Raw genomic sequence first — 20,258 nt, 5'->3', positions numbered from 1 at the left:
ACGGTATTTCTTTACCTGCCTTTTGTGGATCGGGGTAAAGTGATAGGTGGTGAGCTCTCATAGTTTCCACACTCTGCGCTCGCCGTTATACCCAAGTCCTGCAAAACTCACGTATTTGGAGTTCAAAACTCGCTTTGAACCTGGTATTCAGGAGCGATCCAAAAGGAGCGATCCAAAGCCAGCTTTCTATCGATTCCTGCAAGCGATCGTCAATGCCCCGCTCACTTCGGATTCCATTTCCAGATCAAGCAAATGCCAATCGGAGACAAGTCCGCAAGACTCAGGCAGTGCCAAAAACCCGGCAGCGCCGACAGTCGTCGTGATAACTTCGGCAACACCCACACCGATGCCCGCTCCGACCGCTTTAACCAGACTTTCCTTGCGCGTCCAGAACCGGTAGAACGCTTCCCTGCGCCTGGCGGGCGGCAACCGCTGCCAATGCGCCCATTCCTCGGGCGCGAGAATTTCACCGGCCAGGCTTTCCGGAGCGTGGCGCGGGTCCCAAACCTCGACATCCACGCCCAGCTCGCGGCGGCCGACCGCCAGCAATAGGCGTTCGCCGGAATGCGACAAGTTGAAGCGCAACGTTTGCGGTTCGCCGTTGTTATCCAGTAAATACGGTTTGCCCAGCGCCTGCCGGCCGAAGCGGATCGCTTCCGGGGCGTTTTCCAGATAACGGCTCAACAGCAAACGCACCTTGCCGTGGCAAACCACATAGCGGCGCCGGTGCAGCTCGTGGACGAAACGTTGCGCGGTTTGCCGTTCCTGTTCCGACAGCCAGCGCCCGTATTGCCGGTATTCGGCCTCGCCGGCCTGTAAAGTTTCGTACCAAACGTCGACGTCTTCGAATGTCGAAAAAGGTTTGCGTTCAACCGGCATCGCCGCCCCGCCGTTGAAAATCCTGCAGCACCGCATAGCAAACCGGGGTCAGCAGCAGGCTGGCGAACATGCCGAACAGCAGGCCGGCCGCCAGCGACAAGGTCATCGGCACCAAAAACTGCGCCTGCTCGCTGGTTTCCAGCAGCGTCGGCAGGAAACCGGCGAAGTTGGTGACGAAGGCCAGAAAGATCGGCCGGAAACGCGCCGAACAGGCGTCGGCGATCAGCATCAACCGGTTGGCGGCCCGCGCTTCATGCTCGTGAATGTAATCGAGCAAGACCATGCTGTCGTTGACCACCACCCCGCTGGCCGCGATCATGCCGACCAAAGATTCCATCGACAACGGCATGCCCAGCGCGGCATGCGCCAGCACCGCGCCGCACCAGGCCATCGGCGCCGCCAGCAAGAACACCAGAGGCAGCGCATAAGAACGGAACGCCATCGCGATGATCGCGTAAATCACGCACAACGCAATCGCGGTATTGCGTGCCAGGGCCTGCAGGGTTTGCCGCTGTTCCTGCCGTTCGCGGCCCAGGTCGGCGTTGAGGCCGGCAAAGCGGCTTTGCAGGGCCGGTAATGCCTGCCGCTCCAAGTCGGCGTAAATTTGATTCAAATCGGCCTGCGCCGGATCGACCCGCGCCGCCACTTCCAGGACGCGCCGGCGGTCGCGGCGGGTCATTTGCGACACGCCCGGCTCGAATTCGACCTGGGCCACCTGCGCCAACACGGTCTTTTTGCCGTCCGGCAGCGCCACCGGCAAGGTATAGAGCGCGTCCAGCGAACGGCGCTGTTCGAGCGGCAAGCGCACCATGACCTTGACCTCGTTGCGGCCGCGCTGAAAACGCTGCGCCTCGACGCCGTAATAAGCGTGGCGCACCTGTTCGGCCAAGTCGGCCGCTTTCAGCCCCATCGCTTCGCCGGCTGCGGTCAATTGCAGGCGCAGCTGCGGCTTGCCGGCGCTATTGGAATCCAGCACGTCGTAAACACCGGGATAGGCCGCCAAACGCTTTTTCAAGGCCGCGGCGGCGTCGCGCAGCCCTTGCGGATCGTCGGCGGACAGATTCAGCACGATGTCATACGGCACGTCGCCTTCGCGGACGATGAAGTCCAGCCGCGCCAAACCCAGTTCGCCGATGCGCCGCCGCCATTCGCGCACGAAGTCGTCCACTTTGACGCGCTGCCTGGCAGCATCCGACAGTTCCAGCCACAGGCCGGCTTCCTGCTCCCAGATCAGGGTTTCCTGGCCGACCAATAAACTGAAGCCCGGTTCGGCCTTTTCCAGTTCGTCGCGGTAATCCAGCAGCGCCCGTTCCACCCGCTCGGCCAGGCGCCGGGTTTGCTCCGGCGCGGTGCCGGGCGGCACGGTTAAACGGGCCCAGAACGCATCCTTGCTGATGTCGGGGTTCATCGCCCGGCGCACGTGGCCGCCGGCATACAGCCCACCGGTCAGCAACAGCAAGGCGGCGAACAGCGACAACACCAGATAGCGCCAGGCCAAAGCCTTTTCCAGCAGCGGCCGGTAGCGCCTGGCGACCCAGCTTTCCAGCGAGCGGTTCAAGCGTTCGCGCCATTGCGCCAATTTCGCGGTGTCTGCGGAATTGGCTGCCGGCACCGCCAGATGCGCGGGCAGAATCAAAAGCGCTTCCGCCAACGAAAAGATCAGGGTCAGAATCATCACCCAGACGATGGGCCGCATCATCGCGCCGCTCCAGCCCGGCAGAAACAGGCCCGGCAAGAACGCGGCCACGGCAATCGCAATCGACAGCAACACCGGCAGCGCGACCTTGCGGACGCCGGATGCCGCGGCGCGCAACGGATCGGCGCCGGGCTTTTGCTGTTCGCTGTGCACGCTCTCGCCGATGATGATCGCATCGTCCACCAGAATGCCCATCGCCAGCAAAAAGCCGAACAGCGACAGCATGTTCAGCGACAGGCCCAGCAGCGGCATCCACCATAAAGCGCCGAGCACCGAAGTCAAGATCCCCATGCCCGCCCACCAGGCCACCCGGGCGCGCAGAAACAAGGTCAGCACCAGCCAGACCAGGATGAAACCGCTCAGGCCGTCTTCCAGCAAGGTGTCGATGCGCTGGTCGAAGGCGATCGAATCGTCCCACCAGGTTTTCAAGTGCAATCCGGGCGGCAAAGTTGTTTGCGCCTTAGCCACGTAATCGCGCACGGCCTCGGCCACGGCGATGCCGCCGGCTTCGGCGTGAATTTCCCAGCCTTGCGCCGGCAGGCCGTCGTGCCGCCATTGCAGCACTTTTTCGCCCAAGCCGTCGCTGACCGTCGCCACGTCGCCGATTTTCAACGCGCCGCCGTCGGCCAGGCCGAGCAGCGGCAATGCGGCAAACGCATCGCCGCTGACGGCTCCGGCCTGCACGTGCAACAACAAATCGCCGGCCGGCGTCTTGACCGAACCGCCGGCCAACACCGGCGAGGCGCGCCGGATCGCCGCCGCCACTTGTTCCAGCGTCAGGCCGTATTGCTGCAGGCGTTCGGCGCGCACCTCCACGCCGATTTCGTATTGCATGCGGCCGTAATCGACCGCCTGGGTCACGCCGGGCAAGGCCGACAATTCGGCGCGTATCCGCTCGCCCAGGTCTTTCAGGCGCAACGGCTCGGCGTCGCCGTACAGGGCCACCCAGATCACGCCGTCGTCGCCGTCGCGCTGGGCCTCGCGCACGTCGATTTTTTCCACCGCCGCCGGCAAACGGGTCAACGCGTCGATACGGCCGCGCGCCGCGCTCATCACCGCATCGCGTGCGTGGCCCGGCAATACGCCGACCTTGATCTGGCATTCGCCCTCGAACACGCCGGTATCCAGGTGCCCGATGCCCGGAAGATCGTAAATCGCCTCTTCCAGCGGAATACAGAGCCCGGTTTCGACATCGGCCGGCCCGGCGCCGGGATACACCGCAACGATTTCGAATTGGCCGGGGCTGAAACGCGGGTAAACGTCGCGTTCCAGGCTCACCAAGCCGCTCAGGCCGCCGAGCCAGATCAGCAGCATCAATAAATTGGCCGCGACCGGATTGGCGGCGAACCAGGCCAACGGCGAGCGCGGGCGAAACGCCGACAAATTCATGCCGCCTCCCGCTAAAGCCGATTGTCGGCCGCTTCGGCGACAACCTGCCGGCCGGCCACCGGCGTCTCGATGCCGGCCACCACCACCCGCTCGCCGGCCTGCAAACCGCCGCCGATCCAAACCCGGTCCGCGTCGCTGCGCAGTACCGCCAAACGGCGGATTTGCAGTTTGTTGCCGGCCTCGACCAGTACCGCTTCCTGAGCCGCATTCAATGCGCCGCGCGGCAATTCGAACACGCCGTCCAGTTCCCTGCCTTCGATTTCCGCCGTCAAAAAGGTACCGGGCAATAAAGCCGGCGCGCGTTCCGGGTTGTTCAGCCTTGCCACCCAATATTCCAGCCCGGTATGCTGATCGACGATGCCTTCGCGGCGCACGATCGCCGCCTCGCGCCGCACCGTTTCCGCGCCGCGTTCGGCCGTCAGCACCACCTTGAGGCCCGCTTTGCCCGCTGTAGGCTCCGCCAAATAGCCGATTTGCGCCTGGCTCAACGGCAGGCGCACTTCGGCGGCATCGTCGGCGTAAATGCGCCCCAACGTCTTGCCGGTCTCGGCCATTTGCCCGACGCCGGTCAGTTTTTCCTTGACCCGGCCGCTGAACGGCGCGCGGATCTCGCAGCGGCTCAGGCGCATCCCGGCATCGGCCAACTCGGCCTCGGCCTGTTTCAATCCGGCCTTGGCTTCCTGTACTTGCGGTTGGTGCAGCGACAGCGGCGTCGGCGCGCCTTGTCCGAGCACCTTCCATTCGCGCTGGGCCTGTTGCGCCGCCGCCTGTTCTTCGGCCAGCTTGCGCCTGGCTTCGGCCAGTTGCGTTTCGGCGCGAACCACGGCCAAGCGGTATTCGTGCGCCGCCACCCTGACCAACACCTCGCCCGCTTTGAAACGGCCGCCAACCACGAAACCGTCGTGCAGGGCCTCCACCCTGCCCTGTACTTCGGCGGTCAAGTCGATTTCCCGCGCCGGCTGCAACACGCCCTGGCTGCGCACCGGCAGCCGCAGGCGCTGCGGTTGCACGCGCAGCACTTTCACGACGGGGACCGGTTCGTCCCGCGCGGCGGATTCGGGCGCCGCTCCCTCGGCCAACAACCAGGCGCCGGCAGCGGCCGACAGCAAAACCAGAACCGGCAAAACGATGCGCAAACGGGCCGCCGTCATACGCCGCCGCCCAGCGCTAAATACAAGTCCAGCCGGTTGTTCAACAATTTAAGCCGCGCATCCAGCAGCGCGGTTTGCGCGATCAGGGTGCTGCGATAGCTATCCAATAAAGTCAAAATATCCACGGTGCCGTTTCGGTAGGAATAAATCGCCAGCGCGCGGCTGGTTTCGGTTTGTTTGACGGCGGCGTTCAGCGCCTGTTCGCGGCCGCGCAGCCAAGCTTCGGCGGCCAGGCTTTGCTCGACCTCGCGCAAGGCCTGCAGCACGGTTTCCCGGTAACGGTGCAGGGCTTCGCCGCTTTGCGCCGCCCGCAGGTCGATGTCGGCCTGCAGCCTGTCGCCGGCGTACAACGGCTGGGTCAGACCCAAGGCCAGATTCCAGGCCGCCGAACGGGGGTCGCTCAAGTCGGCCAGCGTGCGGCCCAGACTGCCGCCTGATGCCGCCAGGGTCACGCGCGGCAACAAAGCCTTGCGGGCGCTGCTCAAACGGTGGTCTTGCGCGCGCAGACGGGCGAAGGCCGCGACGATGTCCGGACGGCGGTTCAACAGCTCGGCAGGCAAGCCGGACGGCATCGCCGCCGGCAATTCGGGCAGCTGCCGGCAGCGCTCGACGGCGCCGGCCGGATAGTGCCCCAGCAGCACCTCCAGCCGGCGCTGCGCCAGCTGCACCTGATTGGCGGCATCGTTCAGTTCGGCGCGGGCATCGCTGAGATCGGTCAGCGCCAGGCTCAAGTCCAGGCCTTGCGCCAGCCCCAAGTTGAAGCGGCCCTGCAGCAATTCGACCAGCGCGCCGCGATCGTCGATGGAAGCCTGCACCACGGCCACCCGCTGGCGGGCTTCGGCCAGCTCGAAACAACCCTGCGCAGTGCGCGCCGCCAGCGACAGCGCCGCGCCGCGCAAATCGGCCCCGGCGGCATCGGACTCCAGTTCCGCCGCCGTCCGCGCGTCGCCGATGCGGCCCCAAACGTCCCATTCCCAACTGAAATTGAACGGCACGCTCCAGACGTTGCCGTCGGGCGCATAGGCCCGCGCTTCGCGGCCCGCGTCGGCATGCTGGAATCCGGGAGCCAAATCCGCCTGCGGCTTGGCGGCGGCGCCTTCGATGCGCGCCAGCGCACGGGCTTGTGCGATGCGGGTCGCGGTGGCCTTCAAATCGTTATTGCCGTCCAGCGCCGCCGCGATCAGGACTTTCAGATCGTCGTTTTTAAAATTCGCGAGCCAGGCCGAGACCTCGGACTTGTGCGCCTCGGCCGGACGCGCCGTCCAGGCCGGCGGCAGGCCGACCGCGTCCTTGACCGGATTCCGGTCCGGCACTTCGACGCAGGCGGACAGCAGCACCGCCAGGCAAATCAGGACTTTATGCAAATGACGCGGACAATCGGTGCTGAAGGATTTCGTGCGGTTCTTAATAGGCTCAGCGCCGCTCATCCGCTTTCCGTTGCAATATGGCGATCACATCGCCGATGAAATCCGGATCGCGAACGATGCCGGCGTGGTCGCTGTCGATCCGCTCCGACCTCAATAAACGGTTTCCGCAAGCCTGCTCCAGTATGTCCTGAGCCAATTCCGCCGCATCGCCGGCTGCGCGCGACCACCAGCAATGCATGCCGGCCCCGATCGGTTCGATGCGGTAGCTGTCGCTCAATTCGGTCAGATGTTGCATGATCGCCAGGCCGTTTTGCAAATCCAGCAATTTTACCCAATCGGCGGCCGGATGCGCAGCACTGATTTGCTCCGGCAGCGCCTCGGGGTCGGCATCGGCCAGATCCGGCGAGATGTCGCGCAACAGTTCCCGCAGACTGTCGCTGCCGCCGTCTTCGGTTTCGTCCTGCTCGAAACCCGGCACGAAACAATCGGCCAGCCCCAGGAAGGCGATCTCGCGCCCGGCCCGTTCCAGGACGCTGGCGATGCTCAACGCCAATGCGCCGCCCAACGACCAGCCCAACAAATGAACCGGACCTTCCGGCTGGCTTTGCGCAATGGCATCGGCATAGTCGCGGGCCATGCTTTCCAGCGAAACATCGCGCCAATTCGCATCCAGAAAACTCCGGCACAACAGGCCGATCACCGGCCGTTGTCCGGCCAAGGCGCGCGCCAGCGGATAATAACCGAACACCGTGCCGCCGGCCGGATGCAGGCAGAACAACGGCGGCAACGCGCCCGCGGTGTTGTTCAACGCCGCCAGCGGCGATAGCGCCGTTGTAACGCGCTGTGCCGCCAGCGCGGCAATGGTCGGTTGCTGCAACAAACGGCTGAGCGGCAAGTCCCAGCCCAGCTCGCGGTTGATCGTCGAGAGCAAGCGCAAAGCGAGCAATGAGTGTCCGCCCAACTCGAAGAAATTCTCCTCGATGCCGACCGCTTCCAGGCCGAGCACCTCCTGCCAAATTTGTGCCAGGCGCCGTTCCGTGTCGTTGCGCGGTTCGACGCGGGCGCGGACGACGCGCTCCGGTTCCGGCAATGCCTTGCGGTCCAGCTTGCCGCTCGGCAGTTTCGGCAAGTGCGGCAGCACGATGATCTGCGCCGGCACCAGGTAGTCGGGCAGCCGGCGGCTCAAGGCGTCGCGCAGCCGTCCTCCGCCGTCGGCCGCGTAGGCCGGGTTAGGCGCTAGCCGTAACCCGGCATCATCCACCGCGACATACCCCAGCAACCGGCCACTTTCGCCGACCCGGACCGCCGCTTCGTTGACCCCGGGCTGTTCCAGCAAGACAGCTTCGATCTCGCCGGGCTCGATCCGGAAACCGCGCAGTTTGAGCTGCTGGTCGATCCGGCCCAGGTACTCGATGACCCCGTCGCTCCGCTGCCGAACCCGGTCGCCGGTGCGGTAGAGCCGGCCGCCCCGGCCGAAGGGATCGGGCAGGAAGCGTTCGGCGGTCAGGCCCGGCTGGTGCCAGTAGCCTTGCGCCAGCCCCAGCCCGCCGATGTACAGCTCGCCCGCGACGCCGATCGGCAACGGGTTGAGGTCGGCATCCAGCACATAGGCCGTCCTTTCGCCGAGGCACTGGCCGATCGGGGCATAACGGCTGTCGCAGGTCGTCTCGGCTTGCCAGGCCAAGGGGGTAATCACGGCTTCGGTCGGGCCGTAGGCATTGAACAACCGCTTAGGTTGCAAACGGTTTTGGATCAAGGCCAGGCTCTCACGCGGCAGGGCTTCGCCGCCGACCGTGCAGCTGGTCAGTCGCGGCACCGGCACCGAAGGATCGAGCTGGCGGGCCAGTTCGGTTAAGTACGCCGGCGGCACGTCGATGCGGTCGATGGCCTGCTCGCGGATCGCCTGCAGGGTCCGGTCGACGCTCCACTGCCCGGGATCGCCGATCACCAGCGTCGCTCCCCGTAACAGCGGCACCGTCCATTGCTCGATGGCGGCATCGAAGCTGAACGAGGCGAAATGCAGGCAGGTCTCGCCTGGCTGCAAGCCGTACAGCTGCGCCATCGCCTCACCCTGCATGGCCAAGGCGCCGTGGCCGACCGCCACGCCTTTGGGCCGGCCGGTGGAGCCGGAGGTGTAGATCAGGTAGGCTGGCATTTCAGGATGCAGCACTACCTCGGGCGGCGTGTCGGGGTAGCCGGACAGGTCCAGTCGATCCAGCTCGATGCGCGTTAGCTCGCTACCCGTCAGGGGATGACTATTGCCCACATCGCTGCCGAGCAGCCACGCGGCGCCGGCATCGTCCAGCATGGACTGCAAGCGTGCGGCCGGATAGGCGGGGTCCAGAGCCAGAAACGCCGCGCCGCAGTGCCACACCGCCAGGCAAGAAACAATCGTCTGCGCCGACCGCGGCAGGCTCAACGCCACCACTTCACCGGGACGCAGGCCGTGGTCGATCAAATAATGCGCCAGACGGTAAGCCTGGCGGTGCAGCTCGCCGTACGTCATCGGCGTACCGCCTTCCGTCAGGGCAACGGCCTCAGGCCGAATTTCGGCCTGGCGGCCGATCAGGGACGGCAATAATTCCTTGGCCGGATATTGCGAAACAACAGGGAAATTCACAGGCGCGGTTTCGCCAAAGCCAAGCGCACCGACGCAAGCCTGCGGCTGCCGCGCGATCTCCAGCAGCAAATGGCGCAGACTTTCCGCCATCCGCCGCATGTCGTCTTCGGCGAAATACGCACGGGCATAATCGAAGCCGATTTCCAAACGCTGCCCGACCGTCACGTCCAGCGTCAACGGATAATTGGTCACGTCGCGCTGGCTCAGCCCGCCGATCCGCACGCCGCCGTCCGACCGGCGCAAGGCCGCATCGACCGGGTAATTCTCGAACACCAGCAAGCTATCGAACAATTCGCCGCCGCCGGTTCCGGCCCAACGTTGAATGTCATACAACGGCAGATATTCATGCTCGCGCATCTGCAAATTCGCGATTTGCAGTTCGCGCAGCCAATCCGCCACCGGCTTACCCGGCTCGATGCGGGCCGGGACCGGCAAAGTATTGATAAACAAACCGACCATATCTTCCGCGCCGAGCAAATCGCCGGGCCGTCCGGCCACGGTGGTGCCGAACACCGGCGTACGTAAACCGGTGTAATGCGAGAGCAGCATCGCCCAGGCTCCTTGCATTAAAGTGTTCAACGTTAAACGTTGCTGCTGCGCAAAGGCCTGCACGGCCGCGGTTTCGGCGTTCGCCAGCTTGCATTCGACGTAACCGTTGCCGGATTGTTGCGGCGCAGCCAGGCAATTCGCCAATAAGCACGGTTCGTGAACTTCGCGTAAAACCTCCCGCCAAAAGGCTTCGCCTGTTTTAACGTCTCTGGCCGCCAGCCAGGCGATGTAATCGCGGTAACGGCTTGTTCTGGCCGGCGCCGGTGTGTTTCCTTCATAGGCGGCCATGACCTCGGCAAAGAACAGCGAGCTGCTCCAGCCGTCCAGCAATAAGTGGTGGTTGGTCCAGATCAGACGCGTCCGCTCGCGGGGCAAACCCACTAAAGTCAATCGCTGCAGCGGCGGCCGGGCCAAATCGAAGCCGCGCGCGTAATCGGCCTGCGCCAATGCCGTCAGCTCGTCTTCGTTAAACGCCGCGCTCCGCCAATCCAGCCAAGCGACCGGAATTTCCGCCTCACGCCACACGGCTTGCAAAGAGGCCTCGCCTTGCCAGAAAAATCCGCTGCGTAAAATCTCGTGCCGGTTGGACACTTCGCGCCAGGCCCGAATAAAGCGATCCGCATCCACACCGATCAAATCCACCGCCAATTGGGTAACGTAGAGATTGGCTTCCGGTTCGCGCAACGCATGGAACAGGATGCCCTGCTGCAGAGGTGAAAGCGGGTAGAGATCTTCGATGCGGCGGTGTTCGACCGGCAAGGCGTCGAGCTGGGCCTGGCTTAAGCCGGCCAGCGGCACGTCGCTCGGGGTCAGGCCGGGCTCGGCCTTCAGACAGTGGTCGAGCAGGCGCTCCAGATGCCACTGGTAGCGGTCGAGCAGGCGGTCGATCGTCTGCGCGGCGTAGCGCTCGCGGCTGTAGCTCCCGTGGAGGCGCAGTTGGCCCCGGTAGATTTCGCCGTTGAGTTCCAGTTCGTAAGCCAACGGCGCCTTGGGGTCGCGTTCGTCGCCGCTGTCTTCCTCGGCCGGCTGCCACAGGGCGTCTTCGCTGAAGCTGCTGTCGAGCTGGCCGAGGTAGTTGAACAAGACCTGCGGTTTTGTTCGGTTCGCCGTGGCGTTTTCCTGCCCCGCCGATGCCCCCCCCGGGGGAGGTGCTGAACGCAGTGAAGCGCCTCGGTCGAGAGGGGTGGCCGCCGGCGGATGCGGCTCGTTTGGCGGCTGCGGGATGTTCGAACCCAGGTAGCGCCAGACGCCGTAGCCCAGGCCCCGGTCCGGCACCTGCCGCAGCTGTTCCTTGATCGTTTTGAGGGTGGCGGCCGCCGTGGCTTGCGGGCTCAGGGTAACCGGGTACAGGCTGGTGAACCAGCCGACCGTGCGGCTCAGGTCCAAGGCGGGTTGGCCTGCCGTTTGGAGGGTGTCGGCTTCGCGGCCGTGGCCTTCCAGGGCGACGGCGATGTCGGTTTGCCCGGTCCATTCGCTCAGGGTCTGGGCCAGGGCGGCCAGCAAGAGGTCCGGCAGGCGGGTGCGGTAGGCCCGGTGGGCTTCGTGCAGGAGCTGGCGGGTGCGTTCGGGCGTTAAGGTCAGCGTCCGGACGGCGCGGTCGCGGCTTTCGGCCCGGCCGTGGGGGTCATCGCAGGGCCAGGAGGCGCCGGGACGGCCGGTTTGGGCCTGCCAGTAGGCCGGCTGGCTTTGCAGCCGTGGGCTTTGGGCATAGGCGTGCAGGGCCCGGCCCCAGGCTTGGTAGCTGGCGGTTTTGGCGGGCAGGCGCGGGGTTTGGCCCTGGCGGATTTGCGTGTACAGGTGATGCAAATCTTCCAGCAGGATGCGCCAGGACACCGCGTCGACGATCAGGTGGTGGGCGATCAGCAACAGGCGCTGGCTGCCGTCGGCAACCTCGATCGCGACGGCTTTGAACAGCGGGCCGTGGGCGAGGTTCAGGCTGCGCTGCGCCTGCTGGGCGAGGGCGGTGACGGCGGCGGCATCGGCGGCGTGGTGGTGTTCCAGCCGGGTTTCGGCCGTTTGCAGGTCGGCATAGTGTTGGTGCCAGCGGCCTTGTGCCTGGACATAGCGCAGGCGCAGGCCGTCGTGGTGCCCGACCAGCACCTGCAGGGCCTGTTCGAGGGCGGTCCGGTCGAGCGGCGCTCGGGTGTTGAGCAAGAGCGACTGGTTCCAGTGCGCGGGCTGGGGCAGCGTTTGTTCGAAGAACCCCTGCTGGATCGGCAGCAGCGGCGCGGGGCCGGCCGCCGGCCCTTGCGCGTGTTCGGCTTGTTGCTGAGCGTCTTGATTCAAGCGCTGCACAATCGGGGCCAGGCCGGCGATGGTTTGGTGCTGGAACAGGTCTTTGGGGGTGAAGCCCAGGCCGTGGGCGCGGGCGCGGCTGACCAGCTGGATGGAGAGGATGGAGTCGCCGCCCCGTTCGAAGAAGTTGTCGTGGATGCCGAGGTCCTGGCACCCCAGCAGGTCTTGCCACAGCTTAACCAGCACCGCTTCGGCCGCGGTGGCCGGGGCTTGCGGGGCCGGCCGTTCCGGGGCTTCGGGCAGCGGCAAGGCGCGGCGGTCGATTTTGCCGTGGGCGGTGCGCGGCAGTTGCGCCAGCCGGACGTAGCGGGCCGGGATCATGTAGGCCGGCAGCCGTGCGGCCAAGGCGGCATTGAGCTGTTCGTCGGTCGGCGGCGGCGTGGCCTCGCGTTCCGGGAGCGCGGCAGCCGGAGCGGCCCCGCCGGCCAGATACGCCGCCAGGTAGCGGCGGCCGTCGTCGTCGCGCAACAGCACGTGGGCGTCGTCAATCCCGGGTAAGTCGCGCAGGGCCGCTTCGATTTCGCCGGGTTCGATCCGGTAGCCGCGCAGTTTGATTTGCTGGTCGGTGCGGCCGAGGTAGTCGATCACCCCGTCTTGGCCGCAGCGCACCCGGTCGCCGGTGCGGTACAGGCGGACGCCGTCCCCCGTAAACGGGTCGGGCAGGAAGCGCTCGGCGCTCAGGCCCGGCCGGTGGTGATAGCCGCGCGCCAGGCACGGGCCGCCGATGTACAGTTCGCCGACCGCACCCAACGGCACCGGGTTGAGGTCGGCATCGAGGATGTGCAGGCTGCGCTCGCCCAGGGCGGTGCCGATGGGGGCGTAGCCGGCCAGGGGGCGGTCATCGGCCTGCCAGGCCAAAGGCGTGATCACCGTTTCGGTGGGGCCGTAGCCGTTGATGATCCGCTCCGGCCGCAGCACGGTACGAATCGTGTGCAAAGCGGCCGCCGAGACGGCTTCGCCGCCGACGCAGACAATGCGCAGCGCCAGCGTCTCGCCCCGTGCCTGGAGGGCCTCGGCCAGCTGCAGCAAGGCGCTGGTCGGCGGATACGCGACGGTCAGCCCGTGCGTGCGTACCGCCGCCAACGTGGCCTCGCCGGTGTCGCGGCTATCGCCCAGCACCACGCCGGCGCCGTGGCACACAGGCGTCAGCCATTGCTCCATCGCCGCATCGAAGGTGAAGGCGGCCAGATGCAGGGCCCGGTCGGCGGGCGTGTAGCGGTAGAGGTCGCCGGCGGCCTGGATGTGGCGGCTCAAGGCGCCGTGCGGCACCGCCACGCCTTTGGGGGTGCCGGTGGAACCGGAAGTCAGGATCAGGTAGGCCAGTTGCTCGGGGTGGATGGCCACCTCGGGCGGCGTGGTAGGTTGCGCGGCCAGGTCGGTTTCGTCGAGCATCAGCCAGGTAGGCGGGGCTGAACGCGAAGGAAGCCCCGCGTTCGCGTCTTCAACGCGGCCCGGCGCCTGTTCGGCAAGGTCGCGAGCGATGCGCCGCCTGACGTCGGCACCGCCGCCTCTGCGCGTGATCGCCACGCAGACCCCGGCCTCGGCGATCAGTTCCGCCAAGCGTTGTTCGGGTTGCTCGGGGTCGAGCGGCAGGTAGGCGCCGCCCGCTTTCAGCACCGCCAGCATCGCCACGATCGTCTCCACGCCGCGCGGCAACAGCAGCGCCACCCGGCCTTCCCGGCGAAGCCCCAGGCCGATCAGCCGGTGCGCCAAGCGGTTGGCCTGGACCTCCAGTTCGGCGTAGCGCAGGCGGATGCCGTCAGCGATCAGCGCAATCGCCTCGGGCTGCGCTTCGGCCTGGCGGCGGATCAGTTCGTGCACCGGCGTATGGCCGTCGTAGGTCTTGGTCCATTGGTTCCAGCGCTGAAACAAGGCCGTCTCGCGTCCGGTCAGTACCGGCAGCTCGCCGATTCTCGCCTGCGAATTACTCACCAAACCGGTCAACAACACTCGAAAATGCGCAGCCAAATCCGCCACGTTTTCTTCATCAAAATAGCGGCGGTCGTAATCGAACGCCACTTGCAAGGCCCTGTCGCCGCTCTGCACCGCCAGCGTCAACGAAAAATTGGTCGTCTCGCGGTGGCTTTCGCCGTGTATGCGCAGGCCGTCTTCCGGCCGCCGGCGCAAGGCGTCGGACAAAGGGTAATTTTCGAACACCAGCAAAGTGTCGAACAACGCTTCGCCCGGCCTGCCCCACCAGCGCTGCGCATCGGCCAGCGGCGTGGTTTCGACTTCGCGCAGTTCCAGATTGTCCTGCTGCAAGGCTTGCAGCCAGTCGCTGACTCTATCGGCGGCGCGCGCCGCCTGAATCACCGGCAAAGTATTGATGAACAAACCGACCATTTCTTCGGCGCCGGGCAAATCGCCGGGCCGGCCGGACACGGTCACGCCGAAGGCAACCGCCCCGCCGCCGCAATAACGCTGCAATAACAGGCACCAGGCGGCCTGCACCAAAGTATTGACGGTCAATTTGCCGCCTTGCGCGAATTGACGCAAGGCCGCGAAATCGTTGCCGTCTATATGCAGCACATGCAGAGCATATCCCTGCCCCTGGCTGCCGCGCGGCAGCGCATCGGCCAGCCGGGTCGGCGCTTCCAGGGCGGGCAAACGCTCCCGCCAGCAGCGTTCGGCCGCGGCCGGATCGCGTTCGGCCAGCCAGGCGATGTAGTCGCGGAATTCCGCAGCCGGCGGCGGCAGGCTGTCGCCGCGATAGCCGCTCAACACTTCGCCGAGTAGGCGGGCGCTGCTCCAGCCGTCCAGCAACAGATGGTGGCTGAGCCAAATGAAATGGTAAATAGCGTCTTGCAGACGCACCAGCACCAGTTTGAACAACGGCGCACGGTCGGTAGGCAAGCCTTGCGCCTGCAACTCGCGGAGCAAACCGGGCAACGCCGCATCGGCGTCGCCGCGGCCGCGCCAATCCAGTTCGACCAACGGCAAGGCCAAACGCTTGTGTACGATCTGCATGGCCTGCGGCCAATCGGCCGGCGCGTAAAATGCCGTGCGCAGCACCGCATGCCTGTGCATTGCCGTTCGCCACGCTTCGGCGAAGCGGCCGGCATCGAGGCCTTCCAGGCGCACGTCGAAACGGCTGACGTAGCTGGCGGCATCGTTTTCGTACAGGCTGTGAAACAGCATGCCCTGCTGCATCGGCGTCAGCGGATAAATGTCCTGCACTTCGGCGGCCGGCAACGGCAGACTGTCCAGCTGCGCCTGCGTCAAACCGGCCAGCGGAAAATCGCTCGGCGTGACGCCTTGTTGTCCCTGCCGGCAATGTTCGACCAGCGCGGCCAGTTCGCGATTGAAGTCCTCGGCCAGCGCGGCGACGGTTTCGGCGCGGTAGCGGCGGCGGTTATAAGTCCAGTTCATCGCCAGACGGCCGCCGTAGATCTGGCCGTTGACTTCCAGCGCGTAATCCAGCGGCGAGGCGGTATCCCGCTCGTCGCCGCGCAGCTCTCCGGCCGGCCGGAACAAGCCGTCGGCGTCGAAACTGGCGTCGAACCGGCCGAGATAGTTGAAGCACAGAGCCGGCCTCGACAGGCTGTCGAGTTGCGCCCGAATTTCGGCGTCGGCCAGATATTTCAATAAGCCGAAACCCAAGCCGCGCTCCGGCACGGCGCGCAATTGTTCCTTGACGGCTTTGATCGTCCCGGCCCAATCGTCCGCCGGCGTCAGCAGCACCGGATACAAACTGGTAAACCAACCGACGCTGCGGCTGACATCCGGCGCGCCGGCAAAGCTTTCCCGGCCGTGGCCTTCCAGATCGATGCTGACGGCGCCCTGCCCGGTCCAGCGGCACAACACCCGCGCCAACGCGGCCAGCAGCAATTCGTCGATGCGGGTGCGGTAGGCGGCCGGGCATTCGCTCAGCAGTTGCCGGGTGGCGGTTTCGTCTAACTCGACGGTCAAGGTGTCGGCATCGGCGGCAGTGCCGTGGTCTCCGGCAAAGTCGGCCGGCAAGTCCGCGGCCGCCAATTGCGCACGCCAGTAATCCAGCTGGTCGCCGATTTGCACGGCCCGGCCTTGCAAGGCTTCGGCCCAGGCCCGGTAAGATGCGGTTTTGGCCGGCAGCGACGGCGTCTTACCGGTACTAAGGATCTGGCCGATATTAACTTTCTGGTACGGGTGACAGACCTGCCAGGTTTTGAAAACCTGGCAGGTCTTGGGCCGGGAAGTTATTTGGAGCCAAATCCTAAGCTGGCGGTACAGCGTCTGCAAATCCTCCAGCACGATGCGCCAGGAAACGCCGTCGACGATCAAATGATGGATCACCAGCAGCAAGCGGTAACTGCCGTCGGCCACACGGATATAGGCGGCCCGCAGCACCGGTCCGTGTTGCAGGTCCAGGCTGCGTTGCGCCTGTTCGGCAATTTCGGTGATTTGTCCGGCGCCGGCGGCATCGCGTTGCCAAAGCAAGTCATGATCCTGTGCTTCGCTGGCGTAATGTTGACGCCAGCCGTTGTGTTCTTCGAAACGCAAACGAAAAGCGTCATGATGTTGGGTTAACCGGCGTAACGCTTCGGCCAGCGCCGGAACATGCAAAGCCTGGCCGGACGCCAGCAGCACCGATTGGTTCCAGTGCCCGCGCCGCGGAATATCGGTGGCGAAAAACTCGGCCTGAATCGGCGTCAAAGGCACGTCGCCTTCGGCCGCATCGTCGTCTTTGTCCAACGCTTCGGCCGCCTGCGGCAGCGCTTCAACAGCTTGCGCCAACGCCGCCACGGTCTGGTGGCGAAAGATGTCTTTGGGCGATAAATGCCAGCCGGCCTGACGGGCGCGGCTGACCACTTGCAACGAGATAATGGAGTCGCCGCCCAACTCGAAGAAATTCTCCTCGATGCCGACCGCTTCCAGGCCGAGCACCTCCTGCCAAATTTGTGCCAGGCGCCGTTCCGTGTCGTTGCGCGGTTCGACGCGGGCGCGGACGACGCGCTCCGGTTCCGGCAATGCCTTGCGGTCCAGCTTGCCGCTCGGCAGTTTCGGCAAGTGCGGCAGCACGATGATCTGCGCCGGCACCAGGTAGTCGGGCAGCCGGCGGCTCAAGGCGTCGCGCAGCCGTCCTCCGCCGTCGGCCGCGTAGGCCGGGTTAGGCGCTAGCCGTAACCCGGCATCATCCACCGCGACATACCCCAGCAACCGGCCACTTTCGCCGACCCGGACCGCCGCTTCGTTGACCCCGGGCTGTTCCAGCAAGACAGCTTCGATCTCGCCGGGCTCGATCCGGAAACCGCGCAGTTTGAGCTGCTGGTCGATCCGGCCCAGGTACTCGATGACCCCGTCGCTCCGCTGCCGAACCCGGTCGCCGGTGCGGTAGAGCCGGCCGCCCCGGCCGAAGGGATCGGGCAGGAAGCGTTCGGCGGTCAGGCCCGGCTGGTGCCAGTAGCCTTGCGCCAGCCCCAGCCCGCCGATGTACAGCTCGCCCGCGACGCCGATCGGCAACGGGTTGAGGTCGGCATCCAGCACATAGGCCGTCCTTTCGCCGAGGCACTGGCCGATCGGGGCATAACGGCTGTCGCAGGTCGTCTCGGCTTGCCAGGCCAAGGGGGTAATCACGGCTTCGGTCGGGCCGTAGGCATTGAACAACCGCTTAGGTTGCAAACGGTTTTGGATCAAGGCCAGGCTCTCACGCGGCAGGGCTTCGCCGCCGACCGTGCAGCTGGTCAGTCGCGGCACCGGCACCGAAGGATCGAGCTGGCGGGCCAGTTCGGTTAAGTACGCCGGCGGCACGTCGATGCGGTCGATGGCCTGCTCGCGGATCGCCTGCAGGGTCTGTTCGACGCTCCAGTGTCCGGGATCGCCGATCACCAGCGTGGCTCCCCGTAACAGCGGCACCGTCCATTGCTCGATGGCCGCATCGAAGCTGAACGAGGCGAAATGCAGGCAGGTCTCGCCGGCCTGCAAGCCGTACAGCTGCGCCATGGCTCTGCAATGCTGAGCCAGCGCACCGTGGCCGACCGCTACGCCTTTGGGCCGGCCGGTGGAGCCGGAGGTGTAGATGAGGTAGGCCGTGGTCTCGGGATGCAGCACTACCTCGGGCGGCATTTCGGGGTAATTCGATAGGTCGAGTTGGCTGAGGTTTACCTGGTGAACCACATCGGCCGGAGAGTGGCCGGTGTCCCTAGCGTTGCCCAAGCCATCGACCGCCCCGCCGCCAAGCAGCCAGCCGGCGCCCGCATCGTCCAGCATGTACTGCAAACGCTCGGCCGGATAGGCAGGATCCAGGGCCAGAAAGGCCGCGCCGCACTGCCACACCGCCAGGCTGGCGACAAGCATCGATGCCGACCGCGGCAGGCTCAACGCCACCACCGCGCCGGGACGCAGGCCGTGGTCAATCAAATAGTGCGCCAAGCGGTGGGACTGGCGGTGCAGCTCGCCGTACGTCATAGTCGTACCGCCTTCTATCAGGGCAACGGCTTCGGGCCGAATTGCGGCTTGGCGCCCGATCAGGGACGGCAAGCTGACGAATTCGCAGGAAAATGAAGGCTTGGGCAGCAAACGATCCAACTCGGTCGGATCGAGTAGCGGCAGCGCTTGCAATGCCGTTCCCGGCTGCTTCGTTACCGCTTCGACCAATCGGCAAAAATGTCCGGCCATCCGCGCTATCGTCGCCTCGTCGAACAAATCGGTCGCATAAGTCCAAATCGCGCTTATGCGGCCCGTTACGCTTTCGAAGGTGTCCAATATCAATTCGAACTGCGTCGTGCGCGCGTCGCGCGGAAACGTTTCGATCTGCAGCGCGCCAAGCGCCTTGGCGGTATCGGCCTGCTGGTATTGGTGGTTGTACATTACCTGGAACAGCGGATTGCGTTCCAGGCTGCGCTGCGGGCTGAGCGCTTCGACCAATTGGTCGAACGGCAGGTCGGCATGGGCCTGCGCGCCGAGCGCCGCTTCCTTGACCCGCTCCAGTATCTGGTAAAAATTCAGGCTGCCGTCCAATTCGGTTTGCAGCACCTGGGTGTTGACGAAAAAACCGACCAGCGATTCGGTTTCGCGGCGGTTGCGGTTGGCGACCGGCACGCCGACCCGCAACCTGCGCTGCCCGCTGTAGCGGTACAGCAGCATGTAAAACACGGTCAAAAGGCCCATGAACGCGGTCGCGCCCTGGCGTCGGCATATTTCGCGCAGCGCCTTGCCCGCTTCATCGGGCAGGCCGATTTCGAATTTGGCGCCGGCATCGCTCGTTTGCGCCGGCCTCGGCCTGTCCAGCGGCAAATCCAGTTGCGGCGTCTCCGTGCCCAATCGCTCGCGCCAATAGGTCAACTGCCGCTCCATTTCGCCGGCTTCCAGCCAGTACCGCTGCCAGACCGCAAAATCGGCGTAACCGACCGCCAAATCCGTCAGTCCCGCCTCGCGGCCTTGACAAAAGCCTTGATACAACTCGGCAAATTCGTTGAGCAAGATATTCAGCGACCATTCGTCCGCGACGATGTGGTGCAGTACCCAGACCAAAACATGGCGGTCGACGGCCAATTCAAGCACCGCAACCCGCAGCAGCGGCGCGTTGACAAGATCGAACGGCTCGCGCTCCAGGTTTTCGACCCGGCTTTTCGCCAATGCGTCGATGTCTCCGGATTGCGTAGATAAATCCAGCCACTGCACCTCGACCGCCATGCCGTCGTGGACGATTTGCACCGGCTTGCCGTCGTCGCTGCGAAACGTCGTGCGCAGGCTTTCGTGCCTGGCAACCAGCTTATCGATGCTGCGCTGCAGCGCGTCGACATCGATTTGGCCATTTAAATAGACCGCATCGGCAATGTGGTAGGCGCTGCTGTCGGGCTCCAGTTGCGCCAGAAACCACAGCCGTTGCTGGCCATACGACAGCGGCAGCGGCGCATCACGGCCTACGCTGGCGATCGGCAATTGGCTGACGTCGATACCGCGTTTTTTCAGCAGCAGGATCAGGGCCTTGCGTTGTTCAGGACTCAGAGTATGGAAATTGGCGAGTGGGTTTTGCATTAATGATTTTTCTAGTGACAAATTTTTCATGGTGCCGCTGCGCCGAATAGCCTGATTTTCGGACAAAGCGTGAGCGGCGCTGCTCTTACAATAACGCCTGCAAATCCTCGGCCGACATCCCCTGCAACTCCGCCAGCGCATCCGCCAGCCCGCTCTGCAAATCTTTTGGCGGCGAAGCTTGCAGCAAGGCGTCGATTTCCGCAGCCAAGACAGACAAGGCACCCGCCTCGAACACGCAGCGTACGCCAAGTTCGACCTGGAAATGCTGCGCGATGCGGCCGGCCAGCTTCATCGCCAAAAGCGAATGGCCGCCGAGCTCGAAGAAGTTATCGTCCAAGCCGACCTGCTCGACCCCG

Annotated in this window: 6 protein-coding genes and 1 pseudogene; all 7 read right to left on the bottom strand. The window is 65.1% G+C overall.

Features of this window, described 5'->3' with window-relative positions:
• Positions 1–186 precede the first annotated feature (186 nt).
• Complete coding sequence (locus tag JJL52_RS20540) at positions 187–879, bottom strand: 4'-phosphopantetheinyl transferase family protein (RefSeq protein WP_202054392.1); 693 nt, start codon at positions 877–879, stop codon at positions 187–189.
• A complete protein-coding gene (locus JJL52_RS20535; protein WP_202054391.1) occupies positions 869–3,964 on the bottom strand; it encodes an efflux RND transporter permease subunit in 3,096 nt (1,031 codons plus the stop codon). The genes JJL52_RS20540 and JJL52_RS20535 overlap by 11 nt, the downstream gene beginning before the upstream one ends.
• Positions 3,965–3,975: 11 nt before the next feature.
• A complete protein-coding gene (locus tag JJL52_RS20530) occupies positions 3,976–5,115 on the bottom strand; it encodes an efflux RND transporter periplasmic adaptor subunit (protein ID WP_202054390.1) in 1,140 nt (379 codons plus the stop codon).
• Complete coding sequence (locus tag JJL52_RS20525; protein WP_202054389.1) at positions 5,112–6,542, bottom strand: efflux transporter outer membrane subunit; 1,431 nt, start codon at positions 6,540–6,542, stop codon at positions 5,112–5,114. The genes JJL52_RS20530 and JJL52_RS20525 overlap by 4 nt, the downstream gene beginning before the upstream one ends.
• Complete coding sequence (locus tag JJL52_RS20520; protein ID WP_202054388.1) at positions 6,529–19,902, bottom strand: non-ribosomal peptide synthetase; 13,374 nt, start codon at positions 19,900–19,902, stop codon at positions 6,529–6,531. Before JJL52_RS20520 ends, JJL52_RS20525 begins: the two co-directional genes overlap by 14 nt.
• Before the next feature lie 85 nt (positions 19,903–19,987).
• Complete coding sequence (locus JJL52_RS20515) at positions 19,988–20,194, bottom strand: hypothetical protein (RefSeq protein WP_436231537.1); 207 nt, start codon at positions 20,192–20,194, stop codon at positions 19,988–19,990.
• Positions 20,191–20,258 (bottom strand): annotated as a pseudogene (locus JJL52_RS21890) (phosphopantetheine-binding protein); the annotation flags it as partial. The pseudogene JJL52_RS21890 and the gene JJL52_RS20515, both read right to left, overlap by 4 nt.

The sequence above is a fragment of the Candidatus Methylomicrobium oryzae genome (assembly GCF_016745425.1).
In the GTDB taxonomy this organism is placed as follows: domain Bacteria; phylum Pseudomonadota; class Gammaproteobacteria; order Methylococcales; family Methylomonadaceae; genus Methylomicrobium; species Methylomicrobium oryzae.
The sequence above is the reverse complement of the archived record's forward strand: the minus strand, read 5'-3'. Positions and strand labels throughout refer to the sequence as shown.

Coding starts and splice junctions, on each gene's coding strand:
- JJL52_RS20540 (WP_202054392.1), bottom strand. CDS start 879: ATGCCGGTTGAACGCAAACCTTTTTCGACATTCGAAGACGTCGACGTT.
- JJL52_RS20535 (WP_202054391.1), bottom strand. CDS start 3,964: ATGAATTTGTCGGCGTTTCGCCCGCGCTCGCCGTTGGCCTGGTTCGCC.
- JJL52_RS20520 (WP_202054388.1), bottom strand. CDS start 19,902: ATGCAAAACCCACTCGCCAATTTCCATACTCTGAGTCCTGAACAACGC.
- JJL52_RS20525 (WP_202054389.1), bottom strand. CDS start 6,542: ATGAGCGGCGCTGAGCCTATTAAGAACCGCACGAAATCCTTCAGCACC.
- JJL52_RS20515 (WP_436231537.1), bottom strand. CDS start 20,194: ATGAAGCTGGCCGGCCGCATCGCGCAGCATTTCCAGGTCGAACTTGGC.
- JJL52_RS20530 (WP_202054390.1), bottom strand. CDS start 5,115: ATGACGGCGGCCCGTTTGCGCATCGTTTTGCCGGTTCTGGTTTTGCTG.